Below are 15935 nucleotides of genomic sequence, written 5' to 3' on the forward strand. Positions count from 1 at the left end.
CACACACAGCCGCGGCACGCGGCATTCCAAACCTCGAAGTCGTTGCTTTCGACAACCACTGTGATCCTCGTCTCCGCGCGGTGGCTTCCAGGCGTTTCGGCAGCCCTTGGCCGGGAGTCCCGCAGCGGGCAAACCGGGCCCCTCGCGCTCGTGCGGCGTATCGCAACGTCCCGTCGTGACATTTTCGCGACCTTTTCGTAATGTATCGGTGATCCTTACTCACGAGCAGAGGGTGATCGAGCAGTGCCTGGTCAACATCGCAGGAAGTCCGCGCCCTGGAAACTCCAGGCCACGGCCACTTTGGCGGCCGTGCTCGCTGTCATCGGCGGAGTCTGGGTTGTGCTTGGGGAGCCGGAGGAGCAGCTGCAGCCGGAGAGTTCCGCCGCGTCCTCGTCGTTGACTTCCGAGGCTTCGTCGACCACCACCGCGCCGACGACCACCTCGGTTGTCCCGCCGCCGCCAGCACCCCTACCCCCGCCTCCCCCATCGCCGCCTCCGATCGAGGAGTTGGCCCGTGAGCTGTGCTCGACGGTGCTGAAGGGTGCGCAGCCGCACGTCGCGCAGGCCGGACACTTGATGAAGGGCTTGTTCGGCATCAGCGACGTCGGCGGCGCGTCCGGTCGGGGCGGCAATGACGACCACACAAGCGGCTTGGCACTCGACTTCATGGTCGACGATGTCGGACTCGGAACCGAACTGGCCGACTTTGCGCTGAACAACCAGAGCAAGTTCGGTATCAGCTACGTGATCTGGCAACAGCAGTACAACGCCGGCAGCGGCTGGTCGTACATGGAGGACCGGGGCAGCCCGACCGCCAACCACTACGACCACGTGCACGTGTCGTTCACGCAGAGCGGCCCCCTCGATCTGGTCTGCTAGGCCGCATCGTCACGGCCCCGAATATGTCGGTGTCCGCCCCTAGCCTCAGCCGTGTGAGCCCGCCGAGTCCGCCCCACGCCCAGCTGAGCTTCGATGAACTCGACACCCCGTTGCGGGACACCACCTTCGTCGTGGTCGACCTGGAGACCACGGGCAGTGCGCCAGGCGAGGATGCGATCACCGAGATCGGCGCGGTCAAGATCCGCGGTGGTCAGGTGATCGGTGAACTGTCCACGCTGGTCGATCCGGGACGTTCGATGCCCCCGTACATCGTCGAGCTCACCGGGATCACCTCCGCCATGCTGATCGGGGCGCCGCGGATCGAGAGGGTGCTCCCGAGCTTCCTGGAGTTCGCGCGGGGCGCCGTCCTGGTCGCCCACAATGCACCGTTCGACATCGGATTCCTCAAGGCCGCCACGGCCCGCTGTGAGCTGCCCTGGCCGCCGTTTCAGGTGTTGTGCACCGTCAAGTTGGCCCGCCGGGTGCTCAGCAGGGACGAGGCGCCATCGGTCAAGCTCTCAGCCCTCGCCACACTGTTCGACGTCGGCACCAGGCCGACCCACCGGGCCCTCGACGACGCCCGGGCGACAGTCGATGTGCTGCACGGGCTCATCGAGCGGGTCGGAAACCTGGGCGTGCACAGCTTTGCGGAGCTGGTCGACTACCTGCCCAACGTCTCCGCGGCCCAGCGCGGCAAGCGTGGGCTCGCCGCCCATCTCCCCCGCACCCCTGGCGTGTACCTGTTCCGCGGACCCTCGGACGAGGTGCTGTATGTGGGCACCGCGGTCAACCTGCAGCGCCGGGTGCGCAGCTACTTCACCGGATCCGAGACACGCGCCAGGATGAAGGAGATGGTGGCGCTGGCCATCCGGGTCGACCACGTCGAGTGCGCGCACGCGCTCGAGGCCTCGGTCCGCGAACTCCGCCTGCTCGGCGCCCACGCCCCTCCGTACAACCGGCGCTCGAAGTTCCCCCGCCGGGCATGGTGGATCACCCCGACCGACGAGCCGTTCCCCCGGCTGTCCCTCTCACGCACGGCCACCGCCGACGCCCTCGGCCCGTTCGGTTCGCGGACAGACGCAGCGGACGTGGCCGCGACGATCGCCGAGATCTGCCGAATCCGGACCTGCACCAAGAGAATTCGTGACGATCAACCGCACGGACCCGACTGCCCGGATACTGCGGTCGGCGGCTGTCCCGCCGGCGGCACACCGCAGAGCGCGGCCGAGTACCGCCACGCACCCGACGCCGCGCACGCGCTCATCCGGGGCACCGACGACGAACCGCTTCACCGCTTGCGTGCCCGCATCGAGGAGCTCGCCGCGGCCGAACTGTTCGAGAGCGCCGCGCGGCTGCGCGACCGCACCGCGGGCCTCGCGCTCGCGCTGCGTCGCGCTCAGCGCCTCGCCTGCCTGGCCGCCATCGACGAGCTCGTCGCCGCGCGACCGTCCGGGTCCGGCGGATGGGAGCTGGCGGTGATCCGGGCAGGCAGGCTCGCGTCCGCCGGGGTGGCGGAGCGCGGGGTCCCCCCGATGCCGGTGGTCGAGGCGCTGACCCTGGCCGCCGAGACCGTGCTCGAAGAGCCGTCACCGCTGCGGGGCGCCACCGCGGGCGAGGCCGGGCTGATCGCGACCTGGCTCGAGTCCCCCGGCGTCCGGATCGTCCGCGCGAGCCACGGGTACGCCGACCCCGCGCGCGGCGGGGGCGGCTGGCTGGAATGGTGCGCGCTCGCGCGGGCCGCCGTCTGATCGGGCACCGCCTAGGGTGACAGGAACAGAGAAAAGAGTCGGAGGCCTCTCCTATAGATAGGACGCCACCGCAGACCAAGGAGCGAGATGATCAACGCCATCGTCCTCATTCACGCCGAAGCGAACCGGATCCCGGAGACCGCGCAGGCGGTGGCCGACATTCCCGGGGTCTCCGAGGTCTATTCGTGCGCGGGCGACGTCGACCTGATCGCCATCGTCAAGGTGCGCGACCACGCGCAGATCGCCGAAGTGGTCACCGGCGCGATCAACAAGGTGGACGGTGTGGTGCAGACGACGACCCACATCGCGTTCCGGTCCTACGCCAGCGCGGACGTCGAGGCAGCCTTCTCCATCGGCGAGTAACCCGGAGGGGGAAGACCTCAGTCCGCCAGTTCGGTGGAGACCGCGACCCAGCGGTCGAGCAGCGCCGCCGCCTCGCCACTGTCGATGGCGCGCACGGCCCGCTCCATGCCCGCGCGCAGCGCGGTGTCGAGCGGGCCGGAGAGTCCGGTGTAGGCGGCGATCGCCCCGGCCGCGTTCAGCACCACGGCGTCGTGCACCGCGCCCCGTTCGCCGCCGAGCACCGCCCGCGCGATCACGGCGTTCGCCTCGGCGTCCCCGCCGCGCAGCGCGGCCAGCGGCACCCGCGCGATCCCGAGCGCGGTCGGGTCGATGCTGTCCTCGCGCACCTGTCCGCCGGTCACCACGTACGCGGTGCTCGTCGTCGAGGTGGTGATCTCGTCGAGTCCGTCGTCGCCGCGCACCACCAGGGCGCTGCTGCCCCGGCGCGCCAGCACCCCCGCGACCACGGGCTGCAGGTCCGCGAAGGCGCAGCCGATCAGACCGGCTCGTGGCCGCGCCGGGTTGGTCAGCGGGCCCAGCACGTTGAACACCGTCGGGATCCCGATCTCCTTACGCGGACCCGCGGTGTAGCGGAACGCGGGATGGAACGTCGGGGCGAAGCAGAACCCGATCCCGACCTCGCGCACGCACCGCGCGACCGCGTCCGGGCTCAGGTTGATCCGCACCCCGAGCGCCTCGAGCACGTCGGCGCCGCCGCTCTTCGAGGACGCGGCGCGGTTCCCGTGCTTGACCACCCGGACACCGGCGGCGGCCACCACGACCGAGGCCATGGTGGAGATGTTGACGGTCTGCTGACGGTCACCGCCCGTGCCGACGACATCCACCGCGTCGCCGTCGACGTCGATCGTGCGCGCGTGCGCGAGCATCGCGTCGGCGATGCCGGTCACCTCGGCCGGGGTCGGGCCCTTCATCTTCAGTGCGACACCGAACGCCGCGATCTGCGCGGAGGTGGCGTTGTCCGACATGATCTCGTCCATCGCCCACGACGCGGTCCCGGGATCGAGATCGCGTCCGTCCGTCAGCGCACCGAGCACCTCTGGCCAACTCCCCATCGCAACCGCCTCTTCCGTCGCCGCCAACACAATCGAAGATGCAGCCTAGTCAGTGCGGGCAACCGGATTCCGCGGCGGCTGCAGCGCATCCCATCCGAGGACGCGGCCTCCCGCGCGCTGCGCCAGTCCCGCCATCCTCGAGCGCTCCTGCGAGCAGTGCAGCGCGTCGAGAACCTGCACCCGCTGCAGGACCAACGCCACCTGTTCCCCGGACCCCGGCTCCACCGAAGTCGCATCCGCGACATCTACACACGCGGGCGCATCCGGTGGCGCCACCGCGTAGCCGTCCTGGCCTGCGAGCTCGACCGCCCCGTCCACCTGGTCCGCAGGCAGCCGCAGATGATGCCGCAGGACCGCCTCCGCATCGGCGATCCAGCCCGGTTCCGCCGCCGCGGCCCGCTCCAGCGCCGAACTGCACGCCTCGACGTCGTCGAAGCTCGACGCGATCACCACCAGATCGGTCCGCGCCGCGTCGAGCGGAGCCGTCCGACGCCGCCCGAACCGCTTGCGCCACCAACGCACTCGTTCCATGGCACCACCCTTGCATGCCCGACGACCTGCACAATCGGAGACCACGCCATACTGGTCACAGGCCGCGACGCGCCAAGAACGGACCCGAGTAGTACTCGCTTACGACGAAGCGTCATACTTCTGTCTGTGACGAGCGCAGTAGGGACCCAAGGATCCGCAATCACCCAGCGCGTGCACTCGCTGAACCGGCCGAACATGGTCAGCGTCGGCACCATTGTCTGGCTGTCCAGCGAGCTGATGTTCTTCGCCGGCCTGTTCGCGATGTACTTTGTCGCGCGCGCGCAGGCGGACGGACACTGGCCGCCGGAGCCCACCGAGCTGAACCTCGGCCTCGCGGTACCCGTGACCGCAGTGCTGGTGGCTTCCTCCTTCACCTGCCAGATGGGCGTCTTCGCCGCTGAGCGTGGTGACGTCTTCGGGCTGCGCCGCTGGTACACGATCACCCTCATCATGGGCACCTTCTTCGTGCTCGGCCAGGCGTACGAGTACTACCACCTGGTCCACGAGGGCACCACGCTCTCGAGCAGCGCGTACGGCTCCGTCTTCTACATCACGACCGGCTTCCACGGCCTGCACGTGATCGGCGGACTGGTCGCCTTCGTCTTCCTGATCGCGCGCACCAAGGTCAGCAAGTTCACCCCGGCACAGGCAACGGCTGCGATCGTTGTCTCGTACTACTGGCACTTCGTCGACATCGTGTGGATCGGCCTGTTCGCCACCATCTATTTCATCCGTTAAGAAGCTGAACGCAGTTCACAGCCCAAGCCCGTTCAGTCCGTCCCGCGAGACCAAAGGGATACAGATGAGTTCATCCCCCCCTTCAGCAGCCGCCGGTAGCGCGTCTGCCACGAAAGCCCGTCGGCAGCGAAAGTTCCGGCGGCGCGTCACCGGCGCCATGGTCCTGATGATGGGCCTTGTCGGAGCCGGTTTCCTCGCCGCCGCGCTGACACCGACTCCGCAGGTGGCCACCGCGTCGGACGATTCGGCAGCGCTGATCCGCGAGGGTAAGCAGCTCTACGACACTTCCTGCATCACCTGCCACGGTGCGAACCTGCAGGGCGTCCAGGACCGCGGCCCGAGCCTCATCGGTGTCGGCGAGGCGGCCGTCTACTTCCAGGTGTCCTCCGGCCGCATGCCCGCTGTGCGCAACGAGGCGCAGGCCGTCCGGAAGCCACCGAAGTTCGACACCAAGCAGACCGACGCACTCGGCGCCTACATCCAGGCGAACGGCGGCGGCCCGACCGTGATCCGCGACGAGAACGGCGAGATCGCCCAGTCGTCGCTGCGCGGCAACGACGTGGCCCGCGGCAGCGAGCTGTTCCGCCTGAACTGCGCGTCCTGCCACAACTTCACCGGCAAGGGCGGCGCCCTGTCCTCCGGCAAGTTCGCTCCCGCGCTGGAGCCGGCGAGCGAGCAGCAGATCTGGCAGGCGATGGCCACCGGTCCGCAGAACATGCCCAAGTTCTCCGACCGGCAGCTGAGCCCGGACGAGAAGAAGGACATCATCGCCTACATCAAGTCCGCGACCGAGTCCAAGAACCCCGGCGGCTACGGCCTCGGCGGGCTCGGCACCGGCCCCGAGGGCCTGGCCATGTGGGTCATCGGAATCGTTGCGGTTGTTGGCGCAGCACTCTGGATCGGAGCAAAGTCATGAGCGACGCCGGTCACGGCGACACGCCTAAGAAGCACACCGAGGAAGAGCTCGCCGCGATGAGTCGCGACGACCTCGTCGAACTCGGTACGAACCTCGACGGCGTCGACATCGCATTCCGCCGCGAGCGGTGGCCCGTCGAGGGCACCAAGGCGGAGAAGCGTGCCGAGCGGAGCGTGGCCATCTGGTTCACCATCGCCGGCATCTCTGCCCTCGCGTTCATCGGCATCTACCTCTTCTGGCCCTGGCAGTACAAGGGCATCGGCGAGGACGGCTACGACGCGTACAACCTGTACACGCCGCTGATCGGCCTGACCATGGGTCTCGCGATCCTCGGCGTCGGTATCGGCGCTGTGCAGTTCACGAAGAAGTTCATCCCCGAAGAGGTCTCCATCCAGGACCGCCACGACGGCGGCTCGCTGGACCAGGACCGCAAGACCGTCGTCGCGGAGCTGAGCGACACGCTCGACACCTCGACGATCGGTCGCCGCAAGCTGATCACCCGCAGCCTCGGCTTCGGTGCGGCCGCTCTCGGCGTCATGGCGATCATGCCGCTCGGCGGCTTGATCAAGAACCCGTGGGCCAAGGGCGACAAGTCCGACCTGTGGACCTCGGGCTGGACCCCGACGTTCCCCGGCGAGACCATCTACCTGCGTCGCTACACCGGTCGCACCGACGACATCGTCCTGGTTCGCCCGGAGGATCTCGATGCGGGTGCCATGGAGACGGTCTTCCCGTTCCGCGAGTCCGAGCGTGGCGACGAGCGTGCCCTGGCGCACGCCCTCAAGCGCGCCGACAACCCGGTCATGCTCATCCGTCTGCGCACCGAGGACACCGCCCGCGCGGTCCGCCGCAGGGGCCAGGAGAGCTTCAACTTCGGCGACTACTGGGCGTACTCGAAGCTGTGCACCCACCTCGGCTGCCCGACGTCGCTCTTCGAGCAGCAGACCAACCGGATCCTGTGCCCGTGCCACCAGTCGCAGTTCGATGCTCTGCAGTTCGGTAAGCCGATCTTCGGTCCCGCTGCTCGCGCTCTGCCGCAGCTGCCGATTACAGTGAACGAAGAGGGTTTCCTGGTCGCCAACGGCGACTTCGTCGAAGCTCTCGGCCCGGGATTTTGGGAGCGTCCTTCATGACAGACAACCAGTCCAAGGTCTCCGCTCACGCCGCCAAGGCGGCCGAAAGCATGGACTCTCGGTACCACCTCGCCGCGGGTATGCGCCGGCAGATCAACAAGGTCTTCCCGACGCATTGGTCCTTCATGCTCGGCGAGATCGCGCTCTACAGCTTCGTCATCCTGCTCATCTCTGGTGTGTACCTGACGCTGTTCTTCGACCCGTCGATGGCGGAGGTCGTCTACAACGGCGCCTACCAGCCGCTGCGCGGCGTCGAGATGTCGCGGGCGTACGCCACCACGCTGAACATCTCGTTCGAGGTTCGCGGCGGCCTGTTCGTCCGACAGATCCACCACTGGGCAGCACTGATGTTCGCCGCGTCGATCATCGTGCACCTGCTTCGCATCTTCTTCACCGGCGCGTTCCGTCGCCCGCGTGAGGCGAACTGGGTCATCGGCTGCCTGCTGCTGATCCTGGCGATGTTCGAGGGCTTCTTCGGCTACTCCCTCCCCGACGACCTGCTGTCCGGCACCGGCCTCCGCGCCGCGCTGTCCGGCATCACGCTGAGCATCCCGGTGATCGGTACCTGGATGCAGTGGCTGGTCTTCGATGGCGATTTCCCCGGCCAGCTGATCATCCCGCGCCTGTACGTCGCGCACGTGCTGCTGCTTCCCGGCATCATCCTGGCCCTGATCGGTGCGCACCTGGCGCTGGTCTGGTACCAGAAGCACACCCAGTTCCCCGGCCCCGGCCGCACGGAGCAGAACGTCGTCGGCGTCCGCATCCTTCCCGTCTTCGCGATGAAGGGTGGCGCGTTCTTCGCCTTCACCTTCGGCATCCTCGCGCTGATGGGTGGCCTGCTGCAGATCAACCCGATCTGGAACCTCGGCCCGTACAACGCCTCGCAGGTGTCCGCCGGCGTCCAGCCCGACATCTACATGATGTGGACCGACGGCATGGCCCGCCTGTGGCCTGCGTGGGAGATCTACCTGTTCGGCACCTACACGATCCCCGCGGTGTTCGCCGTGGCGATCATCATGGGCCTGGTGTTCACCGTCCTGATCGCCTACCCGTGGATCGAGAAGAAGTTCACCAAGGACGACGCTCACCACAACCTGCTGCAGCGTCCGCGTGACGTCCCGGTGCGCACCTCGCTCGGCGCGATGGCCCTGACGTTCTACGCCATCCTGACGATCATGTGTATCAACGACGTCATCGCGTACAAGTTCGACATCTCCATCAATGCGACGACGTGGATGGGCCGCATCGGCATCATCGTGCTGCCGCCGCTGGCGTACTTCCTCACCTACCGGTTCTGCCTGGGCCTCCAGCGCAGCGACCGCCAGGTGCTCGAGCACGGCATCGAGACCGGCGTGATCAAGCGTCTCCCGCACGGCGAGTACGTCGAGGTCCACCAGCCGCTCGGACCCGTGGACGACCACGGCCACCCGATCCCGCTGGAGTACCAGGGTGCCGCGATCCCGAAGAAGATGAACAAGCTCGGTTCGGCAGGCAAGCCCGGCTCCGGATCTCTGCTTGTCGCGGATCCGGCCGACGAGGCCGCGGCGCTGCTCGCGGCCGAGCACAAGAACGAGCACGACCAGCTGGCGATCCTCAAGGATTACCAGGACAAGGCCCACGGTCACGGCGCGTACGCCGACGGCCAGAAGCCGTCCACGGACGGCGGGCACTGACCCCCGTCAGAACCTGACGAAGGCCCCGAACCCATTGGGTTCGGGGCCTTCGGCGTTCCGGCGGCCCGCTTCGCTCCCCTCCCCCGGCGCCTGCGTGCGACCGCCGCCGCTCACTCCTCCAGCAGCGGGTTCCCCCGCGCCGCCACGAAGTCCCGAGCTGCCTCCGCGAAGGCCCGGATCCGGCTCGTCTGGCCCGCCGCCCGCCAGATCAGTCGCCATTCGAGGGCGGCGCCGTCGACGACCGGCACGTACGTCACGTCCGGGCGCGCGTCGTATCGACCGGCGTGGGTGGGCACCGGGAACACCCCCTGCCCGGCGCCGACCAGCGCCAGCATCTCCTGGACCGTCCCGAAGTCGGGCCCGCGCTCGATGACCCTGCCGCTCGGGGTCGTTCGCGGAACGGTGGCCTCGTCGAGGTCGTCCGGAATTCCGCGCGGGCGCAGCACCTTCGCCCGCGCCAGGTCCTCGACCGTCACCGATTCGAGGCGCGCGAACGGGTGTCGGGCCGAGACCGCGAGCGACGGCTGCTCACGCAACAGCACCGGGCTCTGTTCGAACTCCCGGAGGTGCCCGATGTCGGCCGCCGCGACCAGGCCGTCGATCTCGTCGGTCAACAGCAGCCCGACACCGTCGCTGTAATGGCTCTCCCGGATCTGGACCCGGCAGGCGGGGTACCGCTCCTGGAAGGTGTTCGCGACCTCGAGCACGAACTGTCCGAGCGCGGTCCCGACGAAACCCACCCTCAGCACTCCGTCCAGCCCGCGTCCGGCGGCGATCGCCCTGGCGATGGCCGCACGGATCTGCTCGTCCGCGGGCCTGAGGTCCTCCTCGAGCCTCCGGCCGATCGGGGTCGGTGTCACCCGGCGGCTGGTCCGCTCGAACAGCGGGGCGCCGACGCGGCGCTCGAGCGCCTTGATCGTCTGACTGACCCGGGCCGTGGACACGTGCAGCCGCTCCGCGGTGCGGCCGAAATGCAGCTCCTCGGCCAGGGTCAGGAAGATCTCGATGTCGCGCCGCTCCATGCGGCAACCCCCTTCGTTCACCTACAGGTTAACGATCATTGCGCAAACGACCGTTGTTGGCCACTCTCCCCTGAAGGATCGTAAAGGGGACAACAGCTTTCGATCAGCAAGGAGAACAACATGGACGTCCACGCCTCGAACCCCACGACCCTCGTCCTCGGCGGCACCGGCAAGTCGGGCCGCCGCGTCGCTCAGCGGTTGACCGGCCTTGACTTGCCCGTGCGCCTCGGCACCCGCTCGGGTGGGGTTCCGTTCGACTGGGAGGACACCGCGACCTGGGAACCGGCGCTGGAGGGCATGACGGCGGCGTACATCTCCTACTTCCCGGACCTGGCGGTACCGGGCTCGGTGGAGGCGATCGCATCGTTCTCCGCGCTGGCCGTGGACCGCGGTGTGCGGCGCCTTGTGTTGCTCTCGGGCCGCGGCGAGGTCGAGGCGCAGGCCTGCGAGAAGGCGCTGATCGATTCGGGCGCGGACACCACGATCCTGCGGGCGAGCTGGTTCGCCCAGAACTTCAGCGAGGGTTACCTGCTCGATCCGATCCTCGCCGGCCAGGTGTACCTGCCCGCCGGGGACATCCCCGAACCGTTTGTCGACGTCGAGGACATCGCGGACGTCGCCCTCGCCGCGCTCACCCAGCCGGGGCACAGCGGAAAGATCTACGAGCTCACCGGGCCCCGCGCGATCACCTTCGCCGAGGCCGTCACCACCATCGCTGCGGCCGCCGGTCGGACCGTCGCCTACGTGCAGGTGACCGCCGAGGACTTCGCCGCCGGTCTCGCCGCCGATCAGGTGCCCGCCGACGTCGTCGACCTGCTGATGTATCTGTTCACCACAGTGCTCGACGGACGAAACGCGGTCCCGGGTGACGGAGTCGAACGCGCGCTTGGCCGCGCACCCCGCGACTTCGCCGAGTACGCATCGGCCGCTGCCGCCACCGGCACCTGGAACGTGGGGTGACCGGGATGAACGTCAAACTCCTCCAGACGATCACGTTGCTCGGCGCAGGCGTCACCGCCGGGCTCATGGCCGGATTGTTCGCGGCCTTCGCCTATGCGGTGATGCCGGGACTGGGACGCACCGACGACCGCACCTTCATCGCGGCGATGCAGAAGATCAACGTCGCGATCCTGAACGGCTGGTTCATGATCTGTTTCCTCGGCGGCCTGGTGCTCACCGTCGCGACGTTGTTCCTGCACCTGCGGTCCGCACGCAGCGCGCTCCCCTGGATCGCCGCCGCGCTGGTGCTCTACGTCGCGATGCTCGCCATCACCGCCGTCGTCAACGTGCCCCTCAACAACGAGCTGGCGCGCGCAGGCGACGCCATGGTTGACCCCGACCTGGTCCGCAAGCACTTCGAATCACGCTGGGTCACATGGAATATCGTGCGGGCGGTCGCCTGCACTGCCGCCTTCGCGGCCCTCGCCTACGCCCTGGTGCTGCACGGGCGGGACACCGCTCCAGCGACCCCTCCGTCGATCACCGTGTCAAAGGACCACCATGTCACCGACATGTACCGGAGGATGGAGGGAAGCTCGAACCGAATGGACGCCGCCGCAGCCATCCCCGAACAGGACCCACGACAGCATGGACACTCACAGGTTCTTCGAGCTGGCCACGAAATCCTTTGAAGTGCTCGGCGTCCTGTCGATGATTCTGGGAGTTCTCTTCGCCTTCGCGCTCGCCGTGCGAACGTGGAAGCGGACGACGGACGGCGGCAGAACGTTCAAGACCTTGCGGGACTCGCTGGGAGGAGCAATCCTGCTCGGGCTGGAACTGCTCGTCGCTGCCGACATCGTCAAGACCGTCACGTCCACCCCATCACTGACGGATGCGGCCGTGCTGGGCATGATCGTGCTCATTCGGACGGTGCTCAGTCTGTCCATCGAGATCGAGATCGACGGCGTTCCACCGTGGAAGAAGGCCTTGATCACCGGCCCACAGGTGATTGCGCATGCGTCTCGTACTGCCAGCCAGGAGCCCGGCCCCGGCCGGTGAGACACCCGGAACGGCGAAAGGGCGCCGAACCCCAGTCGGGATTCGGCGCCCTCGCCGTGTTCAGGTGGTGCGGGTCAGTGCTTCTCGGGTCCCACGTGGTACTCGAAGATCAGGCCGACCGCGGAGGCCAGGATCAGCGCGGTGCCGACCACGATCAGCCACGGCTGGAAGAAGGCCAGCGCGACCGCGGTGAACGCCGCGGAGAACGCGAGCAGGACGGGCCAGTAGCTGCCCGGGCTGAAGAAGCCCAGGTCGCCCGCGCCGTCTGAGATCTCGGCGTCATCGTAATCCTCGGGGCGGGTGTCGAGACGACGCGCCACGAACCGGAAGTAGGTGCCCACGATCAGGGTCAGTCCGGCGGACAGCACGATCGCGGTCAGTCCGGCCCACTCGACTCCGGTGCGCGAGGCGGCGGTGAAGACGCCGTACACGATCGCGACGAGGATGAAAAACACCGTCAAGATCTCAAAGAGCTTGGCTTCGATCTTCATTTCAGCAAGTCCTTCAGCGGTTGATGGGTCTGGGTGCCGTCGGCACTGCTACTGGTATTCGCCCTCGAGGACGGTGGTGGCCTGCCGGTACGTCCGCTCCGTGTTGAACGGCTGCGTGGACGTCGCGACCGGCGACTCGCCGATCTTCGCGAGTGCCTCGGCGGTCGTCAGGCCCTGGCCGCCCTCGTCGGCCGGCTTGCGCAGCTCGATGTACTCGGCGAACTTCACCGGGCTGACCGCGCGGACCTCGAAGTTCATCATCGAGTGGTACGTGCCACACATCTCGGCGCAGCGGCCGACGAACGCGCCTTCCTTCTCGATCTCGCTGATCTGGAAGACGTTGTCGGAGTGGTTCTGCTCCGGGTTCGGCATGACGTCGCGCTTGAAGAGGAACTCCGGCACCCAGAACGCGTGGATGACGTCCGCCGCGTTGAGCACGAACTCGATGCGCTTGCCGGTGGGCAGCACGAGGATCGGGATCTCCTCGCTCGATCCGACGGTCTCGATCTTGTCGAATCGCAGGTAGGAGATGTCGTTCGCGCCCAAGCCCGCGTTCGGCGCGGGAAGCTCCTCGCCGTCATGCATCTGGCCCTCGGCCGGAGCCTCGGCGTACGCCTGCGCGGCCACGTCGACACCGTCGTACTTGGCGCCGCCCTCACGCAGATCGATGCTGCGGTACCCGAACTTCCAGTTCCACTGGTACGCGGTCACGTCGACCACCACGTTCGGGTCGTCCTTCTTCTCGTGGACATAGTTCTGCACGACCACGGTGAAGTAGAAGAGCACGGCGATGATGACGAACGGCACCGCGGTGTAAAAGAGCTCCAGCGGGACGTTGTATGCCGTCTGCCGGGGGAACTCCGGAGAGTCCTTCTTCTTCCGGTGGAAGATGACCACCCAGAACGTCAGGCCCCACACGATCACGCCCATGAACAGGGCCGCAATGACCGACCAGGTCCACAGTTCACGCATCCGCTCAGCCTGCGGGGTAATGCCCGACGGCCATCCGAACCGAAGCACCGAATTGTCGATCGAACATCCCGACAGCAGCATGGCAGCAAGGCCCAAAGATGCTGCTAGCCCTGCTCGCCGAAGGATCCGACTCTGCGCCACGTTCACGCCTTCCTGATCGCCGCAATGAATAAGGGCAGCCCCAGCCGGACGCCCGAATACTACGCAGCGTAGACCAAAGCTGGCGCCTCTCCACCGTCGGGTCACAACATCACTTCGGCGAGTCTGCGGCATACTCGGCAGAGTTATTCGGCAATCCGCTGCATACCAGTGTGGAGCCTTCCCCAAGAGCGAATAGAGGTAATGGACGCCGTGTGCGGACTGCTCGGGCTACTGACCTCCTCCGGCACCACCGATGACGCCGTCTCGCGCGTCGACTCGGCGATGCACTGCCTGCGGCACCGCGGGCCGGACGAGCACGGAACCTGGAACGACGACGACCTGATCTTCGGCTTCAACCGTCTCTCGATCATCGACATCGAGCACTCGCATCAGCCGCTGCGCTGGGGGCCGCCGGAGAACCCGACCCGGTACGCGCTCACCTTCAACGGTGAGATCTACAACTACCTCGAGCTGCGCGCCGAGCTGGCCAGGGACCACGACGCCCAGTTCCACACCGAAGGCGACAGCGAGGCGATCGTCGCGGCGTTCCACTACTGGGGAGCCGACGCGGTCCGCAGGCTGCGCGGCATGTTCGCCTTCGCGATCTGGGACACCGAGACCAAGGACCTGTTCCTGGCCAGGGACCCGTTCGGGATCAAGCCGCTGTTCCTGGCGACGGGCACCGGCGGCACGGCGTTCGGCAGCGAGAAGAAGAGCCTGCTGGAACTGACCGAGCTGGTCGGCATCGGCACCGACCTCGATCCGCGCGCCATCGAGCACTACACGGTGCTGCAGTACGTGCCCGAGCCCGAGTCGCTGCACGCCGGCATCCGACGCCTCGAGTCCGGCTGCCACGCCTGGGTGCGGGTCGGCGAGGCGCCGAAGATCACCCGCTACTTCTCCCCGACGTTTCCGGTCAAGCCGTTCGCGGCAGGCTCCGAGCAGGCGCGCTACCAGGAGATCGCCGAGGCGCTCGAGGACTCGGTCGCCAAGCACATGCGCGCGGACGTGACCGTCGGCTCGTTCCTCTCCGGCGGCATCGACTCCACCGCGATCGCGGCGCTGGCGATGCGGCACAACCCCAACCTGATCACCTTCACCACCGGCTTCGAGCGCGAGGGATACTCCGAGGTCGACGTGGCCGCCGAGTCGGCCGCCGCGATCGGCGCCCGCCACGTCGTCAAGGTCGTCTCCCCCGCCGAGTTCGCGGCGGCGATCCCGGAGATCATCTGGTACCTCGACGACCCGGTCGCCGACCCGGCGCTGGTGCCGCTGTGGTTCGTGGCCAAGGAGGCCCGCAAGCACGTCAAGGTGGTGCTCTCTGGCGAGGGCGCGGACGAGCTGTTCGGCGGCTACACGATCTACCGGGAGCCGCTCTCGCTGAAGCCGTTCGAGTACCTGCCGAAGTCCCTGCGGCGCGCGGCGGGCAAGTTGTCGGAACGCATCCCCGAGGGCACCCGCGGCAAGAGCCTGCTCAACCGCGGCTCCATGACCCTCGAGGAGCGTTACTACGGCAACGCGCGCAGCTTCAACGACGCGCAGCTGCGCGCCGTGCTGCGCGACTTCCGGCCGGAGTGGACGCATCAGGACGTGACGGCACCGATCTACGCGCAGTCGCGGGACTGGGATCCGGTCGCCCGGATGCAGCACCTGGACCTGTTCACCTGGCTGCGCGGCGACATCCTCGTCAAGGCCGACAAGATGACGATGGCGAACTCGCTGGAGCTGCGGGTGCCGTTCCTGGACACCGAGGTCTTCGACGTCGCGTCGCGGGTGCCGCTGGACCAGAAGATCACCAAGACGACGACCAAGTACGCGCTGCGGCAGGCGCTGGAGGGCATCGTCCCGCCGCACGTGCTGCACCGGGCGAAGCTCGGATTCCCGGTCCCGCTGCGGCACTGGCTGGCGGGCACCGAGCTGTTCGACTGGGCGCATCAGCAGATCGCCGACTCGCAGACCGACCACATCTTCGACAAGGCGGCGGTCGCGGCGATGCTGAACGAGCACCGGGCGGGCGCGTCGGACCACAGCCGTCGCCTCTGGACGGTGCTGTGCTTCATGGTCTGGCACGGCATCTTCGTGGAGAAGCGGATCGTGCCGCAGATCCAGGAACCGGTCTACCCGGTCCACGTGTAGGGCCTTCGGCCCTGTGCGCGGTTGACGGGTCCCTGGACCCGTCAACCGCGCACGGGCGGCGCAGCCCGCGTAGATCTGAGCGGGGGTGTGGTCGGGGGCCGCGGGGGCCGTTCTGGGTCTAATAAACAAAAAACAAACCAAA

General features: G+C 67.7%; 16 protein-coding genes. 11 read left to right on the forward strand and 5 right to left on the reverse strand.

Annotated features, from left to right (window positions below):
* The first annotated feature begins 309 nt into the window (after positions 1-309).
* The 3 genes from ACFXMV_RS10870 (at position 310) to ACFXMV_RS10880 (ending at position 2990) form a co-directional block, all read left to right on the forward strand.
* Positions 310-879: a hypothetical protein gene (locus ACFXMV_RS10870; protein WP_378502991.1), complete on the forward strand. Its 570-nt coding sequence runs from the start codon at positions 310-312 to the stop codon at positions 877-879.
* Between the two features lie 23 nt (positions 880-902).
* On the forward strand, positions 903-2627 hold the full coding sequence (locus tag ACFXMV_RS10875; protein WP_378502992.1) for a DEDD exonuclease domain-containing protein: 1725 nt from the start codon (positions 903-905) through the stop codon (positions 2625-2627).
* An 87-nt stretch (positions 2628-2714) separates the two neighbouring features.
* Positions 2715-2990: an Lrp/AsnC family transcriptional regulator gene (locus ACFXMV_RS10880; RefSeq protein ID WP_378502011.1), complete on the forward strand. Its 276-nt coding sequence runs from the start codon at positions 2715-2717 to the stop codon at positions 2988-2990.
* Between the two features lie 17 nt (positions 2991-3007).
* Here the strand turns inward: ACFXMV_RS10880 and trpD are convergent, their stop codons facing one another.
* Entirely contained in the window at positions 3008-4042 is a 1035-nt protein-coding gene (gene trpD / locus ACFXMV_RS10885) for an anthranilate phosphoribosyltransferase (RefSeq protein WP_378502012.1), read from the reverse strand.
* Positions 4043-4087: 45 nt separating this feature from the next.
* On the reverse strand, positions 4088-4573 hold the full coding sequence (locus ACFXMV_RS10890; protein ID WP_378502013.1) for a hypothetical protein: 486 nt from the start codon (positions 4571-4573) through the stop codon (positions 4088-4090).
* A gap of 126 nt (positions 4574-4699) precedes the next feature.
* Between ACFXMV_RS10890 and ACFXMV_RS10895 the strand changes: the two genes are divergently transcribed.
* From ACFXMV_RS10895 to ACFXMV_RS10910, 4 genes are all read left to right on the forward strand, one after another.
* Positions 4700-5311: a heme-copper oxidase subunit III gene (locus tag ACFXMV_RS10895; RefSeq protein ID WP_378502993.1), complete on the forward strand. Its 612-nt coding sequence runs from the start codon at positions 4700-4702 to the stop codon at positions 5309-5311.
* Positions 5312-5375: 64 nt separating this feature from the next.
* Complete coding sequence (locus ACFXMV_RS10900) at positions 5376-6227, forward strand: c-type cytochrome (protein WP_378501676.1); 852 nt, start codon at positions 5376-5378, stop codon at positions 6225-6227.
* A complete protein-coding gene (locus ACFXMV_RS10905; RefSeq protein WP_378501677.1) occupies positions 6224-7360 on the forward strand; it encodes a ubiquinol-cytochrome c reductase iron-sulfur subunit in 1137 nt (378 codons plus the stop codon). Before ACFXMV_RS10900 ends, ACFXMV_RS10905 begins: the two co-directional genes overlap by 4 nt.
* Positions 7357-9033, forward strand: a complete 1677-nt coding sequence (locus ACFXMV_RS10910; protein ID WP_378501678.1) for a cytochrome bc complex cytochrome b subunit — start codon at positions 7357-7359, stop codon at positions 9031-9033. The genes ACFXMV_RS10905 and ACFXMV_RS10910 overlap by 4 nt, the downstream gene beginning before the upstream one ends.
* 110 nt (positions 9034-9143) lie before the next feature.
* On the opposite strand, the gene ACFXMV_RS10915 is transcribed toward ACFXMV_RS10910, so the two are convergent.
* Entirely contained in the window at positions 9144-10055 is a 912-nt protein-coding gene (locus ACFXMV_RS10915; protein WP_378502001.1) for a LysR family transcriptional regulator, read from the reverse strand.
* 120 nt (positions 10056-10175) lie between these two features.
* Here ACFXMV_RS10915 and ACFXMV_RS10920 point away from each other — a divergent pair, with 120 nt between their 5' ends.
* The 3 genes from ACFXMV_RS10920 to ACFXMV_RS10930 are packed head-to-tail and all read left to right on the forward strand — an operon-like array spanning position 10176 to position 12053.
* The gene (locus tag ACFXMV_RS10920; RefSeq protein ID WP_378502000.1) at positions 10176-11015 is read left to right on the forward strand and encodes an NmrA family transcriptional regulator; all 840 of its coding nucleotides are present in this window, start codon (positions 10176-10178) and stop codon (positions 11013-11015) included.
* Positions 11016-11020: 5 nt separating this feature from the next.
* On the forward strand, positions 11021-11686 hold the full coding sequence (locus ACFXMV_RS10925; protein WP_378501999.1) for a DUF1772 domain-containing protein: 666 nt from the start codon (positions 11021-11023) through the stop codon (positions 11684-11686).
* Positions 11643-12053, forward strand: coding sequence for a DUF1622 domain-containing protein (locus ACFXMV_RS10930; RefSeq protein WP_378501998.1), 411 nt, complete (start codon positions 11643-11645; stop codon positions 12051-12053). The genes ACFXMV_RS10925 and ACFXMV_RS10930 overlap by 44 nt, the downstream gene beginning before the upstream one ends.
* 74 nt (positions 12054-12127) lie before the next feature.
* Here the strand turns inward: ACFXMV_RS10930 and ACFXMV_RS10935 are convergent, their stop codons facing one another.
* Together ACFXMV_RS10935 and ACFXMV_RS10940 are read right to left on the reverse strand one after the other, a co-directional pair.
* Complete coding sequence (locus ACFXMV_RS10935) at positions 12128-12544, reverse strand: cytochrome c oxidase subunit 4 (RefSeq protein ID WP_378501707.1); 417 nt, start codon at positions 12542-12544, stop codon at positions 12128-12130.
* Positions 12545-12592: 48 nt separating this feature from the next.
* Positions 12593-13663, reverse strand: a complete 1071-nt coding sequence (locus ACFXMV_RS10940) for a cytochrome c oxidase subunit II (RefSeq protein ID WP_378501706.1) — start codon at positions 13661-13663, stop codon at positions 12593-12595.
* Positions 13664-13867: 204 nt separating this feature from the next.
* On the opposite strand from ACFXMV_RS10940, the gene asnB reads away from it, so the two are divergent.
* Entirely contained in the window at positions 13868-15793 is a 1926-nt protein-coding gene (gene asnB, locus ACFXMV_RS10945) for an asparagine synthase (glutamine-hydrolyzing) (RefSeq protein WP_378501708.1), read from the forward strand.
* Positions 15794-15935: the final 142 nt, after the last annotated feature.

This window comes from Rhodococcus sp. NPDC059179 (genome assembly GCF_042754885.1).
Taxonomy (GTDB): Bacteria; Actinomycetota; Actinomycetes; order Mycobacteriales; family Mycobacteriaceae; genus Rhodococcus_G.